Below are 16,519 nucleotides of genomic sequence, written 5' to 3'. Positions count from 1 at the left end.
CACACCACGAAGGCCGCACGTGAAAATCACCTTTCTGCTGACCTCCGCCGACACGATGGGCGGGACCGAACGCGCCACCATGACCCTCGCCGAGCTGCTGGCCCGGCAGCACGACGTGGAGATCCTCAGCGTCTTCCGCACGGAGGACGAGGCGTTCTTCGACAGCGGTGCCGTGCGCGTCCGCCACCTCGTCGACGCCCGCGGCGAGGCGCAGCGCCCCGTGCGGAGCGACGCGGCCTCCGGCTCCGACATGGCCGCCACCTACCGGCGCCTGGCCGCCACCCCCAGCGAACTCGTCCGCCCCGAGTGGGAAGGCGTCTTCAACCGCCTCGCCGACCTCGAGCTCGCCGAGGCCCTCCACACCATCGACACGGACGTGCTGGTCTCCACCACCCCGGCCCTGATGGCGTACATGGCCCAGCTCGCCCCCCGCCGGGTGCTCACGGTCCACCTCGACCACCGCGTCTCCGAGCTCCGCGGCGTCACCGGCGAGCCGCTGCGCATGTACACCTCGCACATCGACGCCCTGGTCTCCCTCACCAGCCGCACCCGCGACTGGTTCGCCGAGACCCTCGGCGGCTGCGCCCCCCGCCTGGCCACCATCGGCAACGCCCTGCCCGACGGCTTCCGCCCCCGCTCCACCCTGGAGACCCGCACCGTCGTCCTCGGCGCCCGCCTGGCCGGCGAGAAGCAGGTCGAGCACGCCATCCGCTCCTTCGCGACCGTCGCCGCCGACCGCCCCCGCTGGACCCTGCGCGTCCTCGGCGGCGGCCCGCGCATGCGCGCGCTGAAGAACCTCGCGGCCCACCTCGGCGTCGCCGACCAGGTCCAGCTCGTGGGCTCCACCGCCAACATGGCCGAGGAGTGGGCCAAGGCGTCCATCGCCATGCTCACCTCCCGCGTCGAGGCGTTCGGCCTCGTCCTCGTCGAGGCCCAGGCCGCCGGCGTGCCCGTCGTCGCCTACGACTGCCCCAACGGCCCCGGCGAGATCCTCACCGACGGCCGCGACGGCCTGCTCGTCCCGCTCGGCGAGGAGGGCGAGCTCGCCGACGCCCTCGCCCGGCTGATGGACGACGACGACCTCCGCCGCGAGATGGGCGCCGAGGCCCACAAGAACTCCGGCCGCTACACCGGCGGCCAGGTCGCCCAGGAGTGGAGCCGCCTCCTGGAGGAGCTCGCCAAGGACCGCGACAGCGGCGACCGCGACGCCGCCAAGGCCCGCCGCCGCGCCCTCCAGGCCGCCGCCGACGCCGAGGGCGGCATCGCCGGCGCGGCCGTCCCCAAGGGCGTCGACCGGCCGTTCTCCGACGTGGCCCACAAGGCCCAGGAAGTGCGCATCGAAGCCGCGCGCCCCGACGTCAAGCGGGCCGGCGGCCAGATCTGCCTCATCAAGGAGAACACCACTCCCTTCGAGGTGATGCGGGACAACCTCGACCTCGCCGTCGACGTCTTCGACGCGCTCGGCCTGTCCTACGCGCTCACCCCCACCGCCATGCTGCGGCACACCATCACCGTCGACGGCGCCGACCGCGACGCCTTCGTCGCCGACTTCGCCGAGCGCTACCGCGACGAACCCGTCTACGCGGGCCTGCTCAACGACCGCGGCTCGGTGCTGCGCACCGTCCTCGCCTCCTTCCTCACCCCCGACGTCATCCCGGCCAACTGCACCCGCATCCGCGTCTTCCGCCCCGTCCTCACCGGCGGCGGCCAGCTGCGCGTCAGCGGCGTCTACGGCTGCGACGTCGTCTTCTGGCAGGACACCGAGGACGACGAGACCACCGTCACCGTCCCCGGGAACACCCGCTACGGCGCCACCCTGCCCCGCGCCGAACTGACCAAGGCCGCCGTCACCCGCATCGGGGAGCGCGACTACCGCACCCTCGACGCCTTCGCCAAGACCTTCGTCGACGAGGTCGACTTCCCCATCGACGTCGTCTACACCTGGGTCGACGGCACCGACCCCGAGTGGCTGGCCCGCAAGGAGCGCACCCAGGCCGAGCACGGCATCCTCGCCGCCGAGTCCGCCGGCAGCTCCGCCCGCTTCCGCAGCCGCGACGAGCTCCGCTACTCCCTGCGCTCCCTCGACCTCCACGCCCCCTGGGTGCGCACCATCTACCTGCTCACCGACGACCAGACCCCCGACTGGCTCGACACCGACCACCCCCGGGTGCGCGTCGTCAGCCACAAGGAGGCCTTCGGCGACACCGGCAAGCTGCCCTCCTTCAACTCGCACGCCATCGAGAGCCGCATCCACCGCATCGAGGGCATCGCCGAGCACATCCTCTACTTCAACGACGACGTCTTCCTCGGCCGCCCGATGAAGCCCGAGTCCTTCTTCCACGGGTCGGGCGCGGCCAAGTGCTTCATGTCGCCCACCGCGATCCCGGCCGGCGACCCCTCGCTCGACAGCGACCTCGTCTTCGCCGCGGCCAAGAACAACCGGGCCCTGATCGAGAAGGAATTCGGCAAGACCGTCGCCAACACCTTCCTCCACACCCCCCACCCGCTGCGCCGCAGCACCCTGGAGGAGATGGAGGAGCGCTTCCCCGAGGAGATGGAGCTCACCGCGTCGGCGCAGTTCCGCGCCCGCACCGACCTCGCGATCGCCTCGTCGCTGCACCACTGGTACGGGCTCTTCACCGGCCGCAGCATGCCCGGGGCCATCAGCTCCGCGTTCGTGAACGTCGGTCTGCGCGAACACCACATCCGGCTCCACCGGATCCTGGCGACCCGCTCCCACGACGTGTTCTGCATCAACGACTACCACGACGGCGACGTCCCCGAGGACGAGCAGTTCGACGCGCTCGCGGTGTTCCTCGGGAGCTACTTCCCCGTCGCCTCGCAGTTCGAGAAGGGCTCCGAGCGCAACCGCCGCCTTGTCCACGGTGGAGAGTGACGGCCATGGCCATGGACTTCCGCCGGAGGACGTTCCTGACCGGCCTGACCGGGGCCCTCGCCCTGGCCGTGGCCGGCTGCTCGACCGGTACGCCGCACTCGTCCCCCACCGCCCAGGGGGACGTCGCGGCCGACCGGTCGAACGGCGCGGTCACCACGCTCCAGATCGTCGCCCACCCGGACGACGACCTGTACTTCATGAACCCGGACGTCAACCAGTCGATCGGTGGCAAACACCGCGTCGTCAGCGTCTACTTCACCAGCGGTGAGGCCAACGGCATCAACAAGGTGCCCGGTTCGAAGGACCAGCCGCGCAAGGACTTCGCCGGCTACGCGGGCTCCCGCCAGCAGGGCCTGCGCCAGGCCTACGCGTTCATGGCGACGGGCAACGCCCACGCCGAGTGGAAGCGCGGCACCCTGGACCTGCCGGGCGGCCTGAAGGCCGAGACCGACAGCCTCGCCGACAACCCCGCCGTGACCCTGGTCTTCCTCGGCATCGCCCAGCACACCCAGGACCGGCCGGGCCAGCCCGACGTCCGCGTCACCACCCTCTGGTCGAACCCCAAGGCCAAGAGCATGAACCGGGTCGCCACCGGCTCCACCGTGACCGAGACCCGCCCGATCACCAAGGCCCAGGTCACCGACGCCCTCACCGGTGTCCTCGACCGCTTCAGGCCCACGCTGGTGCGCACCATGGACCTCGACCCCGACATGCAGGTCCACGACGACACCCACCGGCTCCACCACGACCAGCGCGGCTACTCCGACCACCCCGACCACACGGCCGTCGCCCAGTTCACCTACGCCGCGCTCCAGCGCTACAAGGGCCCCGGCAAGGGACAGCACTACGTAGTCGCCGCCTACCGCGGCTACTACAACGAGCGCTGGTCGCGGAATCTGCCCGTCTCCGTGGTGCGCCGCAAGGCCGACGTCCTCAACATCTACGGCGGCGAGCCCGGTTCGTGCGGCTTCTCCGCGGGCTGCGGCGACTACGACGTCGGCCAGGACCGCTCGTACGGCACGGGCTGGATGCAGCGCACCACCCCGCGCTACCCCGGCAACGCCACCTGGATGCTGCCGGGCCCCGACGGGCGCCTGGCCGCCTTCGGCGTCCTCGACCAGCAGGCCGCCATGTGGCAGGAGACCGCCCCGGGCAGCGGCACCTGGGACGGCCCGAAGCTCCTCGGCGGCGGCCAGCTGCTGCCCACGCTCACGGCGAGCCTCACCAAGGACGGCCGCTGGCAGCTCTTCGCCGAGCGCATCGCCGGCCTCGGCGTGAAGCCCGAGGAGAACCGCCGGGAGATCGTCACGACCGAACAGGACGCCAAGGGCGGCTCGTTCGGCGACTGGACCTCGCTCGGCAACCCCGAGCAGGACCCCGCCCGCGGCCGCCGCGTCGGAGGCCCCGTCGTCGCCCGCAACGCCGACGGCTCCCTCCAGCTCTTCGCCCGCAACTGGGCCAAGGGCGTCGCCACCCGGCAGCAGCAGCCCGACGGCTCCTGGTCCCCGTGGACCGACCTGCCCGAGGCGGAGGTCCAGGAGGGCCTGTCCGCGATCACCGACGCCAAGGGCCGCGTCCACCTCTTCGGCGCGGGCCACGACACGCTCTACCACTGGGAGCAGCAGACCCCCGGCGGCCCCTTCTCCCTCGACCGCTCCACCCTGCCCGCCTCCGTCGACCCGCCGGCCGCACTCGCCAAGCGCGACGGCTCGGTCCAACTGGTCTTCCGCGAGGCCAAGTCCACCAACATCGTCGCCTACCGCCTCCCGGCGGGCGGCGACACCTGGCAGCGCGAGAACGTCGACCTGGCGGGACGGGGCTTCGGCGCCCTGACCGTGCTCCCCGTGGGCGGTGACGGCACCATGATCGCCGCCCGCAACAACGACGGCTCGACCAGCCTCGCCACGATCGGGACCGGTGGCGGTAATCGAGCCCCCCGCTGGTCCACGGTGCCGGGCGCGGTGGTGGGCACGGCGGGCCTGGCGATGGGCTCCGGCTCCGGCGACAAGCCGCTGCTGGGCTGGCTCGGGCCGGACGGGAAGCTGCACAGCGCGCGGGTGAAGTGAGCGCGTAAAGGGGCGGGCCTCACCTCCTGGGTAAGGAGGTGAGGCCCGCCCCTTTACGCGTCACCACCCGTCCGTCAGCCGCAGCGGGCGGCTGAAGTCCGCGTTCCCCTTGTTCACCCACTCCCGCAGGACGCCCGACTCGTCGTCCCGGGCCAGTAGATGGGCCGTGCCGCCGCCGTAGAAGGCACCGGCGGTTGTTTCCGAGTAGTGCCAGCCACCCGTCAAGGGTTTGGTCAGGTCCGGGCGGGTGAAGGTGCCGTCGCCGTCGCCCTTCCAGAGGTGGAGGTCGCCGGCGGTGTCGCGCGCCACCAGGTCCGGTTTGCCGTCGCCGGTGAAGTCGCCTGCCGTGGTCTGGGTGTAGTTCCAGTCGCCCGACATCAACGTCGGCTCGCTGAGGGTGCCGCCTCTTCGGCCCGTCCAGCGGTAGAGGTTGCCCTTGGCGTCGCGGGCGATGAGGTCGGCCACGCCGTCGCCGTTGAAGTCGGCGGCAGCGGTCTGGGTGTAGTTCCAGTCGGCGCGGATCACTCGTCGCGCCTCGAAGGTGCCGTTTCCTCGGCCTGCCCACAAGTACAGGTTGCCGTCGGTGCCCTTGGCGATCAGGTCGGCTTTTCCGTCGCCCGTGAAGTCGGCCGCCTTCGTCTCCGTGAAGTTCCAGCCGTCGGTCATGGGGTGGTCCAGGTCGGGGCGGGTGAAGGTGCCGTCCCCCAGGCCTCGCCACATGTAGAGGTTGGCGTTCCTGTCGCGGGCGATGAAGTCGGCTGTGCCGTCGCCCGTGAAGTCCGCCGCTGCCATCTGCGAGAAGTTCGGGGTGAACGGGGTCGGCGGGACCGGGCCCGAGAGGGTGTCGGCGAGGGCCTGGGTGCCGTTGTCGGTGAAGTGGAGCTTGTCCGCGTCGGCGCGGTAGGCCGTGAAAAGGCGGGCAGGGTCGAGCGGGTCACGGGTGGCTGCGTCGAAGTCGACGTATGAGTCGATTTCGTGGGTGGTGCGGAGGTACGCGTTGACCTGCTGGCGCTCCGCTTCCTTTTCCGCAGTGAAGTTCCAGTTTCCCTTGAAGGGCGGGATCGTGGCCGCTGTGAAAGGGAGGCCCGCCGCGTGGGAGCGGTCCGCGAGTCGGCGGATGCCGGCGATGAGGTCGGTGGCCTTCGCGCCGTTGACTATGTCGTTGATGCCCTCGTAGAAGACGACGGACTTCACGTTCGGGACGGAGAGGACGTCGCGGTCGAAGCGCTCGACGGCGCTTTCGCCGTACGCGGCTCGGGCGCCCCGCGAGAGGACGCGGTTCGCCGAAATGCCGGCGTTGGCCACACCCATCGGGTGCCCCTGGGCGCGCAGGGCGCGGGCGTAGGCGTCGGTCCAGCGGCGGTCGCGGTCCGGTGTCGTCGCCGCCACGTCCGTCTGGGAGTCGCCGATCGCGACGACCGTTCCCACGCCGCTGTCGGCCGTCACGTCGAGGCCGCTGAGGAACGCCCAGTGCGTGTACTCGGTGCGGAGGTTCGCGCCGGATGGCTCGTCGGTGTGGTCTGTCGTGTCCTCTGGCGTCGATATGTACGACGTGGTCCAGGCGTCCGGGTGGTACGGCGCCGCCTTCACGGGGTTCGGCAGGTGGACGCTGACCAGGAGGTTCTCGTCGGCCTTCACGGGGAAGGTCGCCGCGTCGCTGTACACGCTCTGTCCGGGTGCCAGGACCACCTCCCGGCTGCCGCCGAAGGTGAGCGTCACCGGCCTGTCGGTGGCGGACGAGCCGCTCGACTGGCGGGCGAGGGTGGCGTGCCCGATCGTCACCGGCTCCTGGCCGAAGGTGTTGCTCAGCTGGATCCGCGCCGTACCGCCCGCGACGGTCGTGTGCACCACCATGCGCAGGGTCTGCCGGCCGGTCACGCCGGACTCTTCGGCAGGCGCAGCGGTGGCCAGCGCGGTGCCCCATGTCCGGGTCCAGGGAGTGGGTGGTGCGGCTGCCGCGGGGTACGCCGTGAGAGTTCCGCAGATGAGCAGTGCTGCCGCAGTCGCTCGAACGTACCTGCCACTTGACGAGGACAGGGGGTATCTCATCCGTCCCGACTCCTTACCGCCAACACGTGGAGGGCATCGGCACTCGGTGCCGATGCCCTCCACCTCAATGCTTATTCAGGACATTTTACGAGCGCGGCCATGCCGAGCGCGCGTCCGCCAGCGCGCCCTTGCCGTCGCCCGCGTAGAGGTAGACCTTGCCCGGGCCGATGATGGTGCGGGCCCAGCGGGCGATCAGGTCGGGCTTGCCGTCGCCGTCGAAGTCGCCGGCGAGGACGTTCTGCATGGTGCCCCAGGACTTGTCGCGCCACATGGAACGGGCGTTGTCGAAGGAGCCCTTGCCGTTGCCGGCGTAGAGGTGGAGGCTGCCGTCCTTGGCGCCCGCGACGATGTCGTCGTGGCCGTCGCCGTTGAAGTCACCGGTGACGATGAAGTTCTTGGTCCAGGACTTGTCGCGCCACATCTCGGTCTTCTTGCCGGTCAGCACGCCGTCGGCCCCGGTCGGGTACGAGAACAGGGAGCCGTCGTCCCACTGGGCGATCAGGCCGTCGCGCTGCCAGCCGTCGCCCCGGTAGCGGGCGATGGCGGTCATCTTGCCCCAGGAGGTGTCGGTCCACATCTTCTTGGCGGAGGCGAGCTTGCCGTCCGGCTTCCCGGCGTAGAGGTGGAGATTGCCGTCGGGGGCGACGGCGGCGATGTCGGTGATGCCGTCGCCGTTGAAGTCACCGGCGATGATCTGCTGCTTGCCGTCCCAGGTCTTGTCGTACCAGAGGTCGCGGCCGTACTCGAGGGTGCCGTCGGCGCCCGCGTAGTAGGCCACCAGCGAGCCGTCCTTGAGCACGGCGGCGACGTCGGCGCGGCCGTCGCCGTTGAAGTCGCCGGAGGTCATGACGCCGGTGAGCTGGTCGAGCTTGTTGAACAGGCGAAGCTGCTGGACCCAGCTGTTGATGTCGTCGACGCGGGTGGCGACGGCGCCGGTACGGGTCTCGGCGTCGTTGCCGCCCCAGCAGCCCTTCTTCCAGGAGCCGGTGGCGACGCCGGCGAGCTCGGCAGTGCCGTTCGTCTCGCGGAAGACCGGGCCGCCCATGTCGCCCTGGCAGAGCGAGGCGTCGGCCGGGGCCTTGGGGGCGAGGCCGACGGTCTTGGCGTCGACGGTGTCGGCGCCGAAGGCGGCGGTGTTGAGGCGGGTGGGGGCCCACTCGTCCTTGGTGCGGCCGTAGCCGGTGACGCGCAGGTCCTCGCCCTGCCGCGGCTGGGCGGTCGACACCTGGACGGGCGTGACGCCGGCGACCGGCTTGGCGAGCCGGACCGCGACCAGGTCACGGTCGGTGCGGGGGACGACCTCGGCGGCCTCGGTCACGGTGCCGGCCGTGCTCCCGAGGTCGGTACGGCCGACAGTGACCGTCGCCTTCAGCGCGGGCACGCCGGGGGTGACGTTGCCGCTCGCGTCGGCGAAGCAGGACGCGGCGGTGAGCACCCAGATGGGGTCGACCAGCGCACCCGTGCAGGCGCGCTTCCCGCCGCCGATGTCGAGCTTCGCGGTGAACGCGTACTGCCCGTCCTTGGCGGCGTCACCGACGACGGCGCTCGCCGGGGTGGCGGTGGTCAGGGCGCCGGCGGCGACGGCGGTGGCGAGGGCGGCGGTCGTCCACGCGGTGTGTGAACGCTTCCGGGATATCTGAGACAACTGTGCTCCTGAAAGTGCCCTGTACCGGCATGAGTACGAGGCGTGGTGAAACGGCGTCAACAGTGCGGCCCCGGCTCAGCCGACGAGCTGGACCTCGCCGTACGGGCCCCTGGTGGAGGGGATGGTGCTCGGGTTGACGCCGGGGTAGTAGCTGAGGTCGGTGGTGTCCCAGCGGACGAGGATGTCGTTGAGGGGGCCACCGGGCTTGGTGAAGTTGCCGACGGTGATCTGGGCGGCGTGCGTCCAGTGGTAGCCGACCGGGGTGACCTGGATACGGCTGTGGTCGTTCTTGGTGTCACCGCCGGGGAAGATCTGGGTCTGGCCGTCGCTCCAGCGGATCATCAGGTCGGCGGTCTTGCCGCCCGTGAACTCACCGGCGTTGATCTGGACGGCGTTCTTGAAGCCGTCGTCCTTCAGCGTGAGCTGGGTCTCCTTCTTCACGCCGTTGACACCGGTGTCGGTGTACATGGACGTGGAGCCGTCCTCCCAGAGGACGAGGAGGTCGTCGCGCAGCGCGTTGGCGGTGAAGCGGCCGGAGGTGATCAGGCGGGCGTGGGACCACCAGGAGCCGGGCTCGGCGAGGGTCTTCTCCTCGTGGAAGCCCTTCTCGTCGACGTGGGTGTAGGTGGAGAGCTTGCCGCCGGCCCAGCGGACGGTCAGACCGTCGGTACCGCTGTCGCTGTAACGACCGGCCGTCACCGCGTCGGCGTACTTCCAGTAGCTTCCGGCGCCCTCGAGCTGGATCTCGCGGGTGAAGGGGTACTTCGGGTTGTCGTAGTCGGCGCCCTGGAAGAGGCTGGCGGAGCCGTCCTTCCACGCGACGAACAGGTCCATGCGGCGCTTGCCGGTGGGCTCGCTGGTGAAGTAGCCCGACGCCACGTGCGCGGCGTTGCCCCAGCCGCGTCGTGCCAGCAGCGTCTGGGCGTACGTCTGCTGGACCCAGTCGGCCACGTCGTCGGCGCGGGTGGCGACGGCGCCGGTGCGGGTCTGGGTGCCGTCGGTTCCCCAGCAGCCGTTCTGCCAGGAGGCGGTGGCGACGGCGACGACCTCGGCGGTGCCGTTGGTCTCGCGGAGGACCGGGCCGCCCATGTCGCCCTTGCAGAGGGCGGCGGCGACGGGGGCCTTGGCGGCCAGGTCGACGGTGGTGGCGGCGACGGCACCGGCGCCGAAGGTGGCGGTGTTGAGGCGGGTGGGGGCCCACTCGTCCTTCGTCCGGCCGAACCCGGTGACCCGCAGGTCCTCGCCCTGCCGGGGCGCGGTGGAGCTCACGGGGGCCGGGGCGACACCGGTGACCGGCTTGGCGAGCTTGACCATGACCAGGTCGCGGTCGCCACGGGGCACGAGCTCGACGGCGTCGACCGTGGTGCCGGCCGTCCCCGTGAGGTCGGTACGGCCGACGGTCACGGCGGTCCGCTGCTTGGGAGCGCCGGCGGTGATGCGGAAGCCCTGCGAGGGGTCGTCCGCGAAGCAACTCGCGGCCGTGAGCACCCACTGGCTCTCCACCAGGGTGCCGGTACAGGTGCGCTTCCCGCCGCCGATGTCGAGTTTCGCGGTGGACGTGTACTGCCCGTCCCTGGCCGCGTCACCGACGACGGCGTGGGCGGGAACGGCCGTGAACGCACCTGTCGCGACGGAACCGGCGATAAGTCCTGCTATCCACGCGGCGCGCGGACCCTTGCCAGACATGTTGCTTTCCTTACGAACCTTGAGGGACGACCTGGACGACCTGGAGGAACGACCGGTGGCGCGCGGATGCCGCCCGCGCGCCACCAAGGGGGAGAACGCGGCGCGTTACTTCTTCGCGACGATCTCGAGCAGCGTGAACTCGCGGCCCTGCGGGTCGGCGGTCTCGCCGACGGCCGTCCACTTGTTCTTGTCGAGGTCGAAGGACTTCGACTCGTTGGTGGTCACCATGTTGACCTTGACCGCGTAGTCGTTGCCCTTGGCGCCGTAGACGGTCGGCAGCTCCAGGCTCAGGTAGCCGGCGGGGCCGTTGACCTTGAAGCAGAACTTGCCCTGGCCGACCTTGTCGCGCTCCTGCATGCCGCGCGAGTAGACCTCGATCAGGCCCGGGGAGCTGTCGCAGTTGACGAGCATGATGTGCCCGTCGCCGCTCTTCAGCTTGATCCCGCGCTCCTGGAAGATCTTGTCCGCCTGCGGGTACTCGAAGTCCTCGACGATGGGCGGCGGGGTGTCGGCGGCCATCGCGGCGTTGGCACCGGTGACCGCGACACTGCTCGCGAGGACGGCGGTCGCCAGCACGCGGGAAATAACCTTCATTGTTCCTTGCCTTCGTAATGAATGCGCTAAGAAAACGTCTGGGGTATGGCAAAAAGCGCATGCGCGGGTACCGCACACATGCCTGCCACATGCCTGCTGCACGCCTGTCCGGCAAGGAAAGCGGGATGGTTGGTTCCGCATACGTGCCGGACCGGCGCCCTATTGATATCACCTTGATCGGCGCAGCCTGAAGTGGAGTTGGATTCCCCGATGTGAAATCACAGATTCCGCTTTTGGGGCCGGTGGGCGAGGTGACCGGCCCTGCCCGTCATCAGCTGTCGGGGTGTCGCAGGGGGCGGCTGAACTCGGCGTTCCCCAGGTTGAACCGGACGTGGAGCGAGCCCGTTTCCGCGCTCCTGCCGAGGAGGTGGGCGATACCGCCCTTGCGCAGGGCGAACGCCGAGAGCTCGGTGTACGTCCAGTCGCCGAGCACCTTTTTGGGACCGGCGAAGGTGCCGTTGCCGTTTCCGGCGAGGAGCTGGAGGTTTCCGGCGCTGTCCTTGGCGATGAGATCGGCCTTTCCGTCGCCCGTGAAGTCACCCGCCGCGGTCCGCGTGAAATCCCATTTCTTGAGGACGAGCCGAGCCGGCCCGAGGGTGGTTTTCCGGTCGCCGGGCCAGAAGTAAAGGCCGCCATTGGCGCCGCGGCCGATGAGATCGGGAATTCCGTCGCCGTCGAAGTCGGCGGCGACGGTCTGGGTGACGGCCCAGCCGTCGAGGACCTTTTTGGGCTTGCCGAAGGTTCCGTTGTTGTTTCCGGTGAAGAGCTGGAGGTTTCCGGCGCGGTCCCGGGCCATGAGGTCGTCGTGGCCGTCGCCGTTGAAGTCGCCGGCCACGGTCTGGGTGCAGTCCCAGTCGCGCATGACCGTCCTGGGGCCGCCGAAGGTCCCGTCGCCGCGGCCGCTGTCGTCGACGTCCTTGTTGCCGGGCCGGAGCCGCAGCTCTCCATCGGCCTCTCGGCCGAGGAGATCGGGAATGCCGTCCCCGGTGAAATCGGCGACGACGGTCTGCGTGGGCGCCGGGGAACGCGAGCCGAGGGGGGCGGGGGAGGCGGAGGAGGCGGGGGAGCGGCCGGGGATCACGGAGTCCGAGAGCGCCTGGCTTCCGTTGTCGCTGAAGTGCAGACGGTCGTCGCCGCGGCCGTAATAGCCGGCGAAAAGCCGGGCGGGATTCAGCGGGTCGCGCGTGGCCAGGTCGAAATCCACATGGGCGTCGATGTCCGGGGTGGAGCGGATGTAATCGTTGACCTCCTGCCGCACCTTGTCCTTCGCCGGGGTGTACCTTTCGAACCCCTTGAACGGGGGGATCGTGGCCACGGTGAAGGTGAGCCCCGCCGAATGGGCGCGCGCGGCGAGCTGCCGGATCCCGGATATGACCTCCGGGGCGGTCGAGCCGGCGAGACCGATGTCGTTGATGCCTTCGTAGAGGAGAACGGACTTGACGTTGGGCACGGCCAGGACGTCCCGGTCGAACCGGTTGAGCGCACTCGGCCCGGCCTCCGCCCGATCGCCGTCGGCGAGTACGCGGTTCCCGGATATGCCGGCGTTGACGACCGTCATCGGCTTGCCCCGGCCCGCGGCTGCCCCCAGCGCCCGCGCGTACACGTCGGGCCAACGGCGGTTGCCGTCGGCCGTGGTGTGAGCACCGTCGGTCTGTGAATCGCCGAGGAGGACGATGGTGCCGGCGCTGTTCGTCATGACGTCGACGCCGCCGAGAAAGGCGAAGTAGGGGAATTTGGTGGTGAAACCGCCGTCCGCCGTATCCATGGTGCGGTCGCCCGCGTCCCCGGGCGCGGATGTGTAGGAGGTCGTCAGCGCCCATTTGTGATACGGCGCCGTACGGACCGGGTCGGGGAGGTAAATGCTGACCAGCAGATTCTCGTCGGCGTTGACCGGGAACGCGGCCGTGTCGCTGTACACGCTCCCGCCGGGCGCGATGACGGTGCTCGGACGGCCGTTGAAGGTGACGGCCACCGGGGCTGCCGTCGCGGTGGCACCGTGCGCCTGGCGGGCGATGGTGGCGTGCCCGATGGTCACGGGGTCCTTGCTGAAGGTGTTCACCAGGTGGATGCGGGAGGCCGTCCCGGCGACGCCGGTGTGCACGACCATGCGCAAGGTCTGACGGCCGGTCACATTCGTTTTGTCGGACGGATAGGCCGTGGCCATGGCGGTGTTCCAGGTCCGCGTCCAGGTGGGCGGGGTGGGCTTGGCCTCGGCGTCGAGGGACTCGGCATCGGCGCTGTCGGAGCCGTCGAGCATTGCCGTGAGGGACAGGGCCAGGCTGACGAGCAGGGTCGCCGCCACGGTGACGACGACCAGAGGAAGCTTCCGGAGCGACCGTCGCCCCCGCGCACCGTGCCGTGCACGGCGGTGACTCGCCATTGCTGCCTTCTCCTCGCTGAGCGTGCGCGAGTCGTAGGGCGAATGGCCTCACGCTCGACAAATCCGGCTTGATGATAAGCAGCTCCGGCTGCTTTCCTCGACCGGATATGCGCGTGGGCGGCGGAGAGGTTCTACGGACCGTTGAACGTGAAGTTCGAGTGCCCCGTCGTCAATTGCGTTCCGTCCGGGGCGTACGCCGTCACCTGGAGCTGCCAGTGGACCGCCGGCGTCGGGACTATGAAGGTGGGCTTCCAGTCCGTGCTGTCCCAGTTGAGGGCCGGGGTGCTGATGGTGCTGTCCTCGCTCATGGAGAGCTTGGTGGCGTCGTTGTACGTGTGCCACTTGATATAGCCCGAGCGGCCCTTGAGGCCCGTCCAGGTCATGGTCACCTGGACCTTGGTCACCGTCGGGGTGACCGCGCCCAGGGGGGCGATGCCGGTGATCCTGGCGGTGACGGGGGACTGGGTGGGGGGCGCGGGCGGTGGGGTGGTGCGTGGGGGTGTGGTGTTGAGGTCCGGGCGCGGGGGTGCCGGGGTCATGGGGGAGGCCGTCGGGGTCGGCTTGTTCGGGGCGAAGGGGCCCTTCTGGAGCAGGACCGGGATCACCGCCGCCAGTACCACCGCCAGGCCGCCCGTCACCCAGTACGTCCAGACGCGCGGCCAGAAGGGTGGGTGCGTTGGTGGTGGAGGTGGGTCTCCGTCCGGGCTCACGTCGCCGTCCCCCTCGGATTCGGTGCCGTCTCGTTCCGGTCGTTCCGGGTGCTTCATCCGCCCCGCGCATCCGGACCGTACACCCGGAATCGGCCATTCAGGGGTGGGGCGGGCCCGGTTGGGGGCGCGCGTCGGACGGGGGCGCCCCCAAGGCCGGAGAGCGGGCCGTCAGCCGATCCGCGTCGCCGTGCCCGTCACCCGTACCCGCGGGTCGCCCTCCCGCAGCTCCACCCCCAGCAGTCCCGGACGTCCCATGTCCGCGCCCTGGTGGAGGGTGAGCCGGGCCGCCGCGCCCACCAGGCCGTACTCCCGCAGGTACGCGCCCAGCGCGGCCGCCGCCGCGCCCGTCGCCGGGTCCTCCACGACGCCGCCCACCGGGAACGGGTCCCTCACGTGGAAGACCGTCCCGCTCTCCCGCCACACCAGTTGGACCGTCGTCAGGTCGTGGGCGCGCATCAGCGTCGTCAGGCGGTCGAAGTCGTAGTCCAGGCGTGAGAGCCGGTCCCGGGTGGCCGCCGCCAGGACGAGGTGGCGTGCTCCGGCGTACGCGATGCGGATGGGGAAGGACGGGTCGAGGTCCGCCGCTTGCCAGTCCAGGGCTGCCAGGGCTTCCGCCAGGGCCGCCGCCGGTACCTCCTCCGTGTGCGGCTCCACGCTCGTCAGGGTGGCTCGCAGCTGCTCGTCGACCTCCACCGGCACCGTCCCCGCCGGCGTCGCGAAGACGAACTCGCCCGGACCCCGCCGTTCCGCCAGCGCGACCGCCGTCGCCACCGTCGCGTGGCCGCAGAACGACACCTCCGCCAGCGGGCTGAAGAAGCGCAGCGTGAACGCGCGCCCCGGCTCGCCCAGCCCCTCCGGGGGCGCTGTCAGGAAGGCCGTCTCGCTGTAGCCCAGCCCCGCCGCGATCGCGAGCCGCGCCGAGTCGTCGAGCCCGGAGGCGTCCAGGACGACGCCCGCCGGATTGCCGCCGGACGGGTCAGAGGAGAAGGCGGTGTAACGGAGGACGTCGCCGGTGGCGTGGGTGTTCGTCTGCGTCTGCATGGGCAGATCAACTTTTCGCCGCCGGGTCGCTATTCCGTTCCGTAGCGCACGTCTCCGTAGCGCACATCACCCCCGTAAGGGGCGACTGGTGGCCGTGGCCATGACACCATGGAAGTAATTTGAAACTACAAGGATTCGACCTTCCATGGAGAGACGATGACGGACTCCGGCCGTTCCCAGGCCGTGGACGAGGGCCGCACAGCCGGCGACGCAAAGCCGGCGGCCGCCGCGCGCCGCACCGGCCTCGTCGTCACCCTCGTGCTCGGCGGCCTCACCGCCCTGCCGCCCCTCTCCATGGACATGTACCTCCCGGCCCTGCCCGAGGTCACCTCCGCCCTGCGCTCCCCGGCAGCCACCGTCCAGCTCACCCTCACCGCCTGCCTCATGGGCATGGCGCTCGGACAGCTGATCGTCGGGCCGATGAGCGACCGCTGGGGGCGTAGGCGCCCGCTGCTCGTGGGCATGGTCGTCTACGTCCTCGCCACCGCCGCCTGCGCCGTCGCCCCCACGACGGGGCTGCTCATCGGCTGCCGGCTGCTGCAGGGGCTCGCCGGGGCCGCCGGGATCGTCATCGCCCGGGCCGTCGTCCGCGACATGTACGAGGGCGTGGCCATGGCCCGGTTCTTCTCCACCCTCATGCTGATATCCGGTGTCGCCCCCGTCGTCGCCCCGCTCATCGGTGGGCAGATCCTCCGCCTGACCGACTGGCGCGGCGTCTTCGTCGTCCTCACCGTCATCGGTGTCCTCCTCACGCTCGTCGTCTGGCGCCGGCTGGACGAGACCCTGCCGCCCGCCCGCCGCCAGGACGGCGGCCTCGGCCAGGCGCTGCGCACGATGCGCGGGCTGCTCGCCGACCGGGTCTTCACCGGCTACATGCTCTCGGGCGGCTTCGCCTTCGCCGCGCTCTTCGCCTACATCTCCGCCTCGCCCTTCGTCGTCCAGGACATCTACGGCGCCTCCCCGCAGACCTTCAGCCTGCTCTTCGGCCTGAACTCCATCGGGCTCGTCATCGCCGGCCAGATCAACGGCAAGGTGCTCGTCGGGCGGGTCAGCCTCGACAAGGCGCTCGCCGTCGGTCTCGCCGTGATCACCCTCGCCGCGGCGGCCCTGCTGCTGATGACCTCCGGCGTCCTCGGCGAGGCCGGGCTCGTCCCGGTCTCGGCCGGGCTCTTCGTCCTGATGTCCGCGATGGGCCTGGCCATGCCCAACACGAACGCCCAGGCCCTGATGCGCTCCCGCGACGCCGCCGGGTCGGCGTCCGCGCTGCTGGGCACCTCCACCTTCCTGCTGGGCGCGATCGCCTCGCCGCTCGTCGGCATCGCGGGCGAGCACACGGCCGTGCCGATGGCCCTCGTCCAGCTCGGCTGCGCGCTCGCCGCGGTGGTCTGCTTCGTGGGGCTGTGCAGGCCCTGGCGACGGCGATCGGACGAGCTCACCGCATAGACTTCGGCA

Annotated in this window: 10 protein-coding genes; 3 read left to right on the top strand and 7 right to left on the bottom strand. The window is 70.7% G+C overall.

Annotated elements, in window-relative coordinates:
- Window positions 1-19 precede the first annotated feature (19 nt).
- Together ACFYZR_RS02145 and ACFYZR_RS02140 are read left to right on the top strand one after the other, a co-directional pair.
- Window positions 20-2,896, top strand: a complete 2,877-nt coding sequence (locus tag ACFYZR_RS02145) for a stealth conserved region 3 domain-containing protein (protein WP_391903651.1) — start codon at window positions 20-22, stop codon at window positions 2,894-2,896.
- Window positions 2,897-2,901: 5 nt separating this feature from the next.
- The gene (locus ACFYZR_RS02140; protein ID WP_391903648.1) at window positions 2,902-4,962 is read left to right on the top strand and encodes a PIG-L family deacetylase; all 2,061 of its coding nucleotides are present in this window, start codon (window positions 2,902-2,904) and stop codon (window positions 4,960-4,962) included.
- Window positions 4,963-5,022: 60 nt separating this feature from the next.
- Here the strand turns inward: ACFYZR_RS02140 and ACFYZR_RS02135 are convergent, their stop codons facing one another.
- From ACFYZR_RS02135 to ACFYZR_RS02105, 7 genes are all read right to left on the bottom strand, one after another.
- A complete protein-coding gene (locus ACFYZR_RS02135; protein ID WP_391903645.1) occupies window positions 5,023-6,840 on the bottom strand; it encodes an FG-GAP-like repeat-containing protein in 1,818 nt (605 codons plus the stop codon).
- Window positions 6,841-7,096: 256 nt separating this feature from the next.
- The gene (locus ACFYZR_RS02130; RefSeq protein WP_391903642.1) at window positions 7,097-8,656 is read right to left on the bottom strand and encodes an FG-GAP-like repeat-containing protein; all 1,560 of its coding nucleotides are present in this window, start codon (window positions 8,654-8,656) and stop codon (window positions 7,097-7,099) included.
- A 75-nt stretch (window positions 8,657-8,731) separates the two neighbouring features.
- Complete coding sequence (locus ACFYZR_RS02125) at window positions 8,732-10,342, bottom strand: S1 family peptidase (protein WP_391903639.1); 1,611 nt, start codon at window positions 10,340-10,342, stop codon at window positions 8,732-8,734.
- A 105-nt stretch (window positions 10,343-10,447) separates the two neighbouring features.
- Window positions 10,448-10,936 carry a hypothetical protein gene (locus tag ACFYZR_RS02120; protein WP_391903636.1) on the bottom strand — a complete coding sequence of 163 codons (489 nt, stop codon included), beginning with the start codon at window positions 10,934-10,936 and terminating at the stop codon, window positions 10,448-10,450.
- Between the two features lie 271 nt (window positions 10,937-11,207).
- Window positions 11,208-13,316: an FG-GAP-like repeat-containing protein gene (locus ACFYZR_RS02115; RefSeq protein ID WP_391903633.1), complete on the bottom strand. Its 2,109-nt coding sequence runs from the start codon at window positions 13,314-13,316 to the stop codon at window positions 11,208-11,210.
- 131 nt (window positions 13,317-13,447) lie between these two features.
- Complete coding sequence (locus tag ACFYZR_RS02110) at window positions 13,448-14,026, bottom strand: hypothetical protein (RefSeq protein ID WP_391903629.1); 579 nt, start codon at window positions 14,024-14,026, stop codon at window positions 13,448-13,450.
- 168 nt (window positions 14,027-14,194) lie between these two features.
- Window positions 14,195-15,067 carry a PhzF family phenazine biosynthesis protein gene (locus ACFYZR_RS02105; protein WP_391903626.1) on the bottom strand — a complete coding sequence of 291 codons (873 nt, stop codon included), beginning with the start codon at window positions 15,065-15,067 and terminating at the stop codon, window positions 14,195-14,197.
- A 156-nt stretch (window positions 15,068-15,223) separates the two neighbouring features.
- On the opposite strand from ACFYZR_RS02105, the gene ACFYZR_RS02100 reads away from it, so the two are divergent.
- The gene (locus ACFYZR_RS02100) at window positions 15,224-16,510 is read left to right on the top strand and encodes a multidrug effflux MFS transporter (protein ID WP_391903624.1); all 1,287 of its coding nucleotides are present in this window, start codon (window positions 15,224-15,226) and stop codon (window positions 16,508-16,510) included.
- The last annotated feature ends 9 nt before the right edge of the window (window positions 16,511-16,519 follow it).

Source organism: Streptomyces sp. NPDC001678, from assembly GCF_042892945.1.
Taxonomy (GTDB): domain Bacteria; phylum Actinomycetota; class Actinomycetes; order Streptomycetales; family Streptomycetaceae; genus Streptomyces.
The sequence above is the reverse complement of the archived record's forward strand: the minus strand, read 5'-3'. Positions and strand labels throughout refer to the sequence as shown.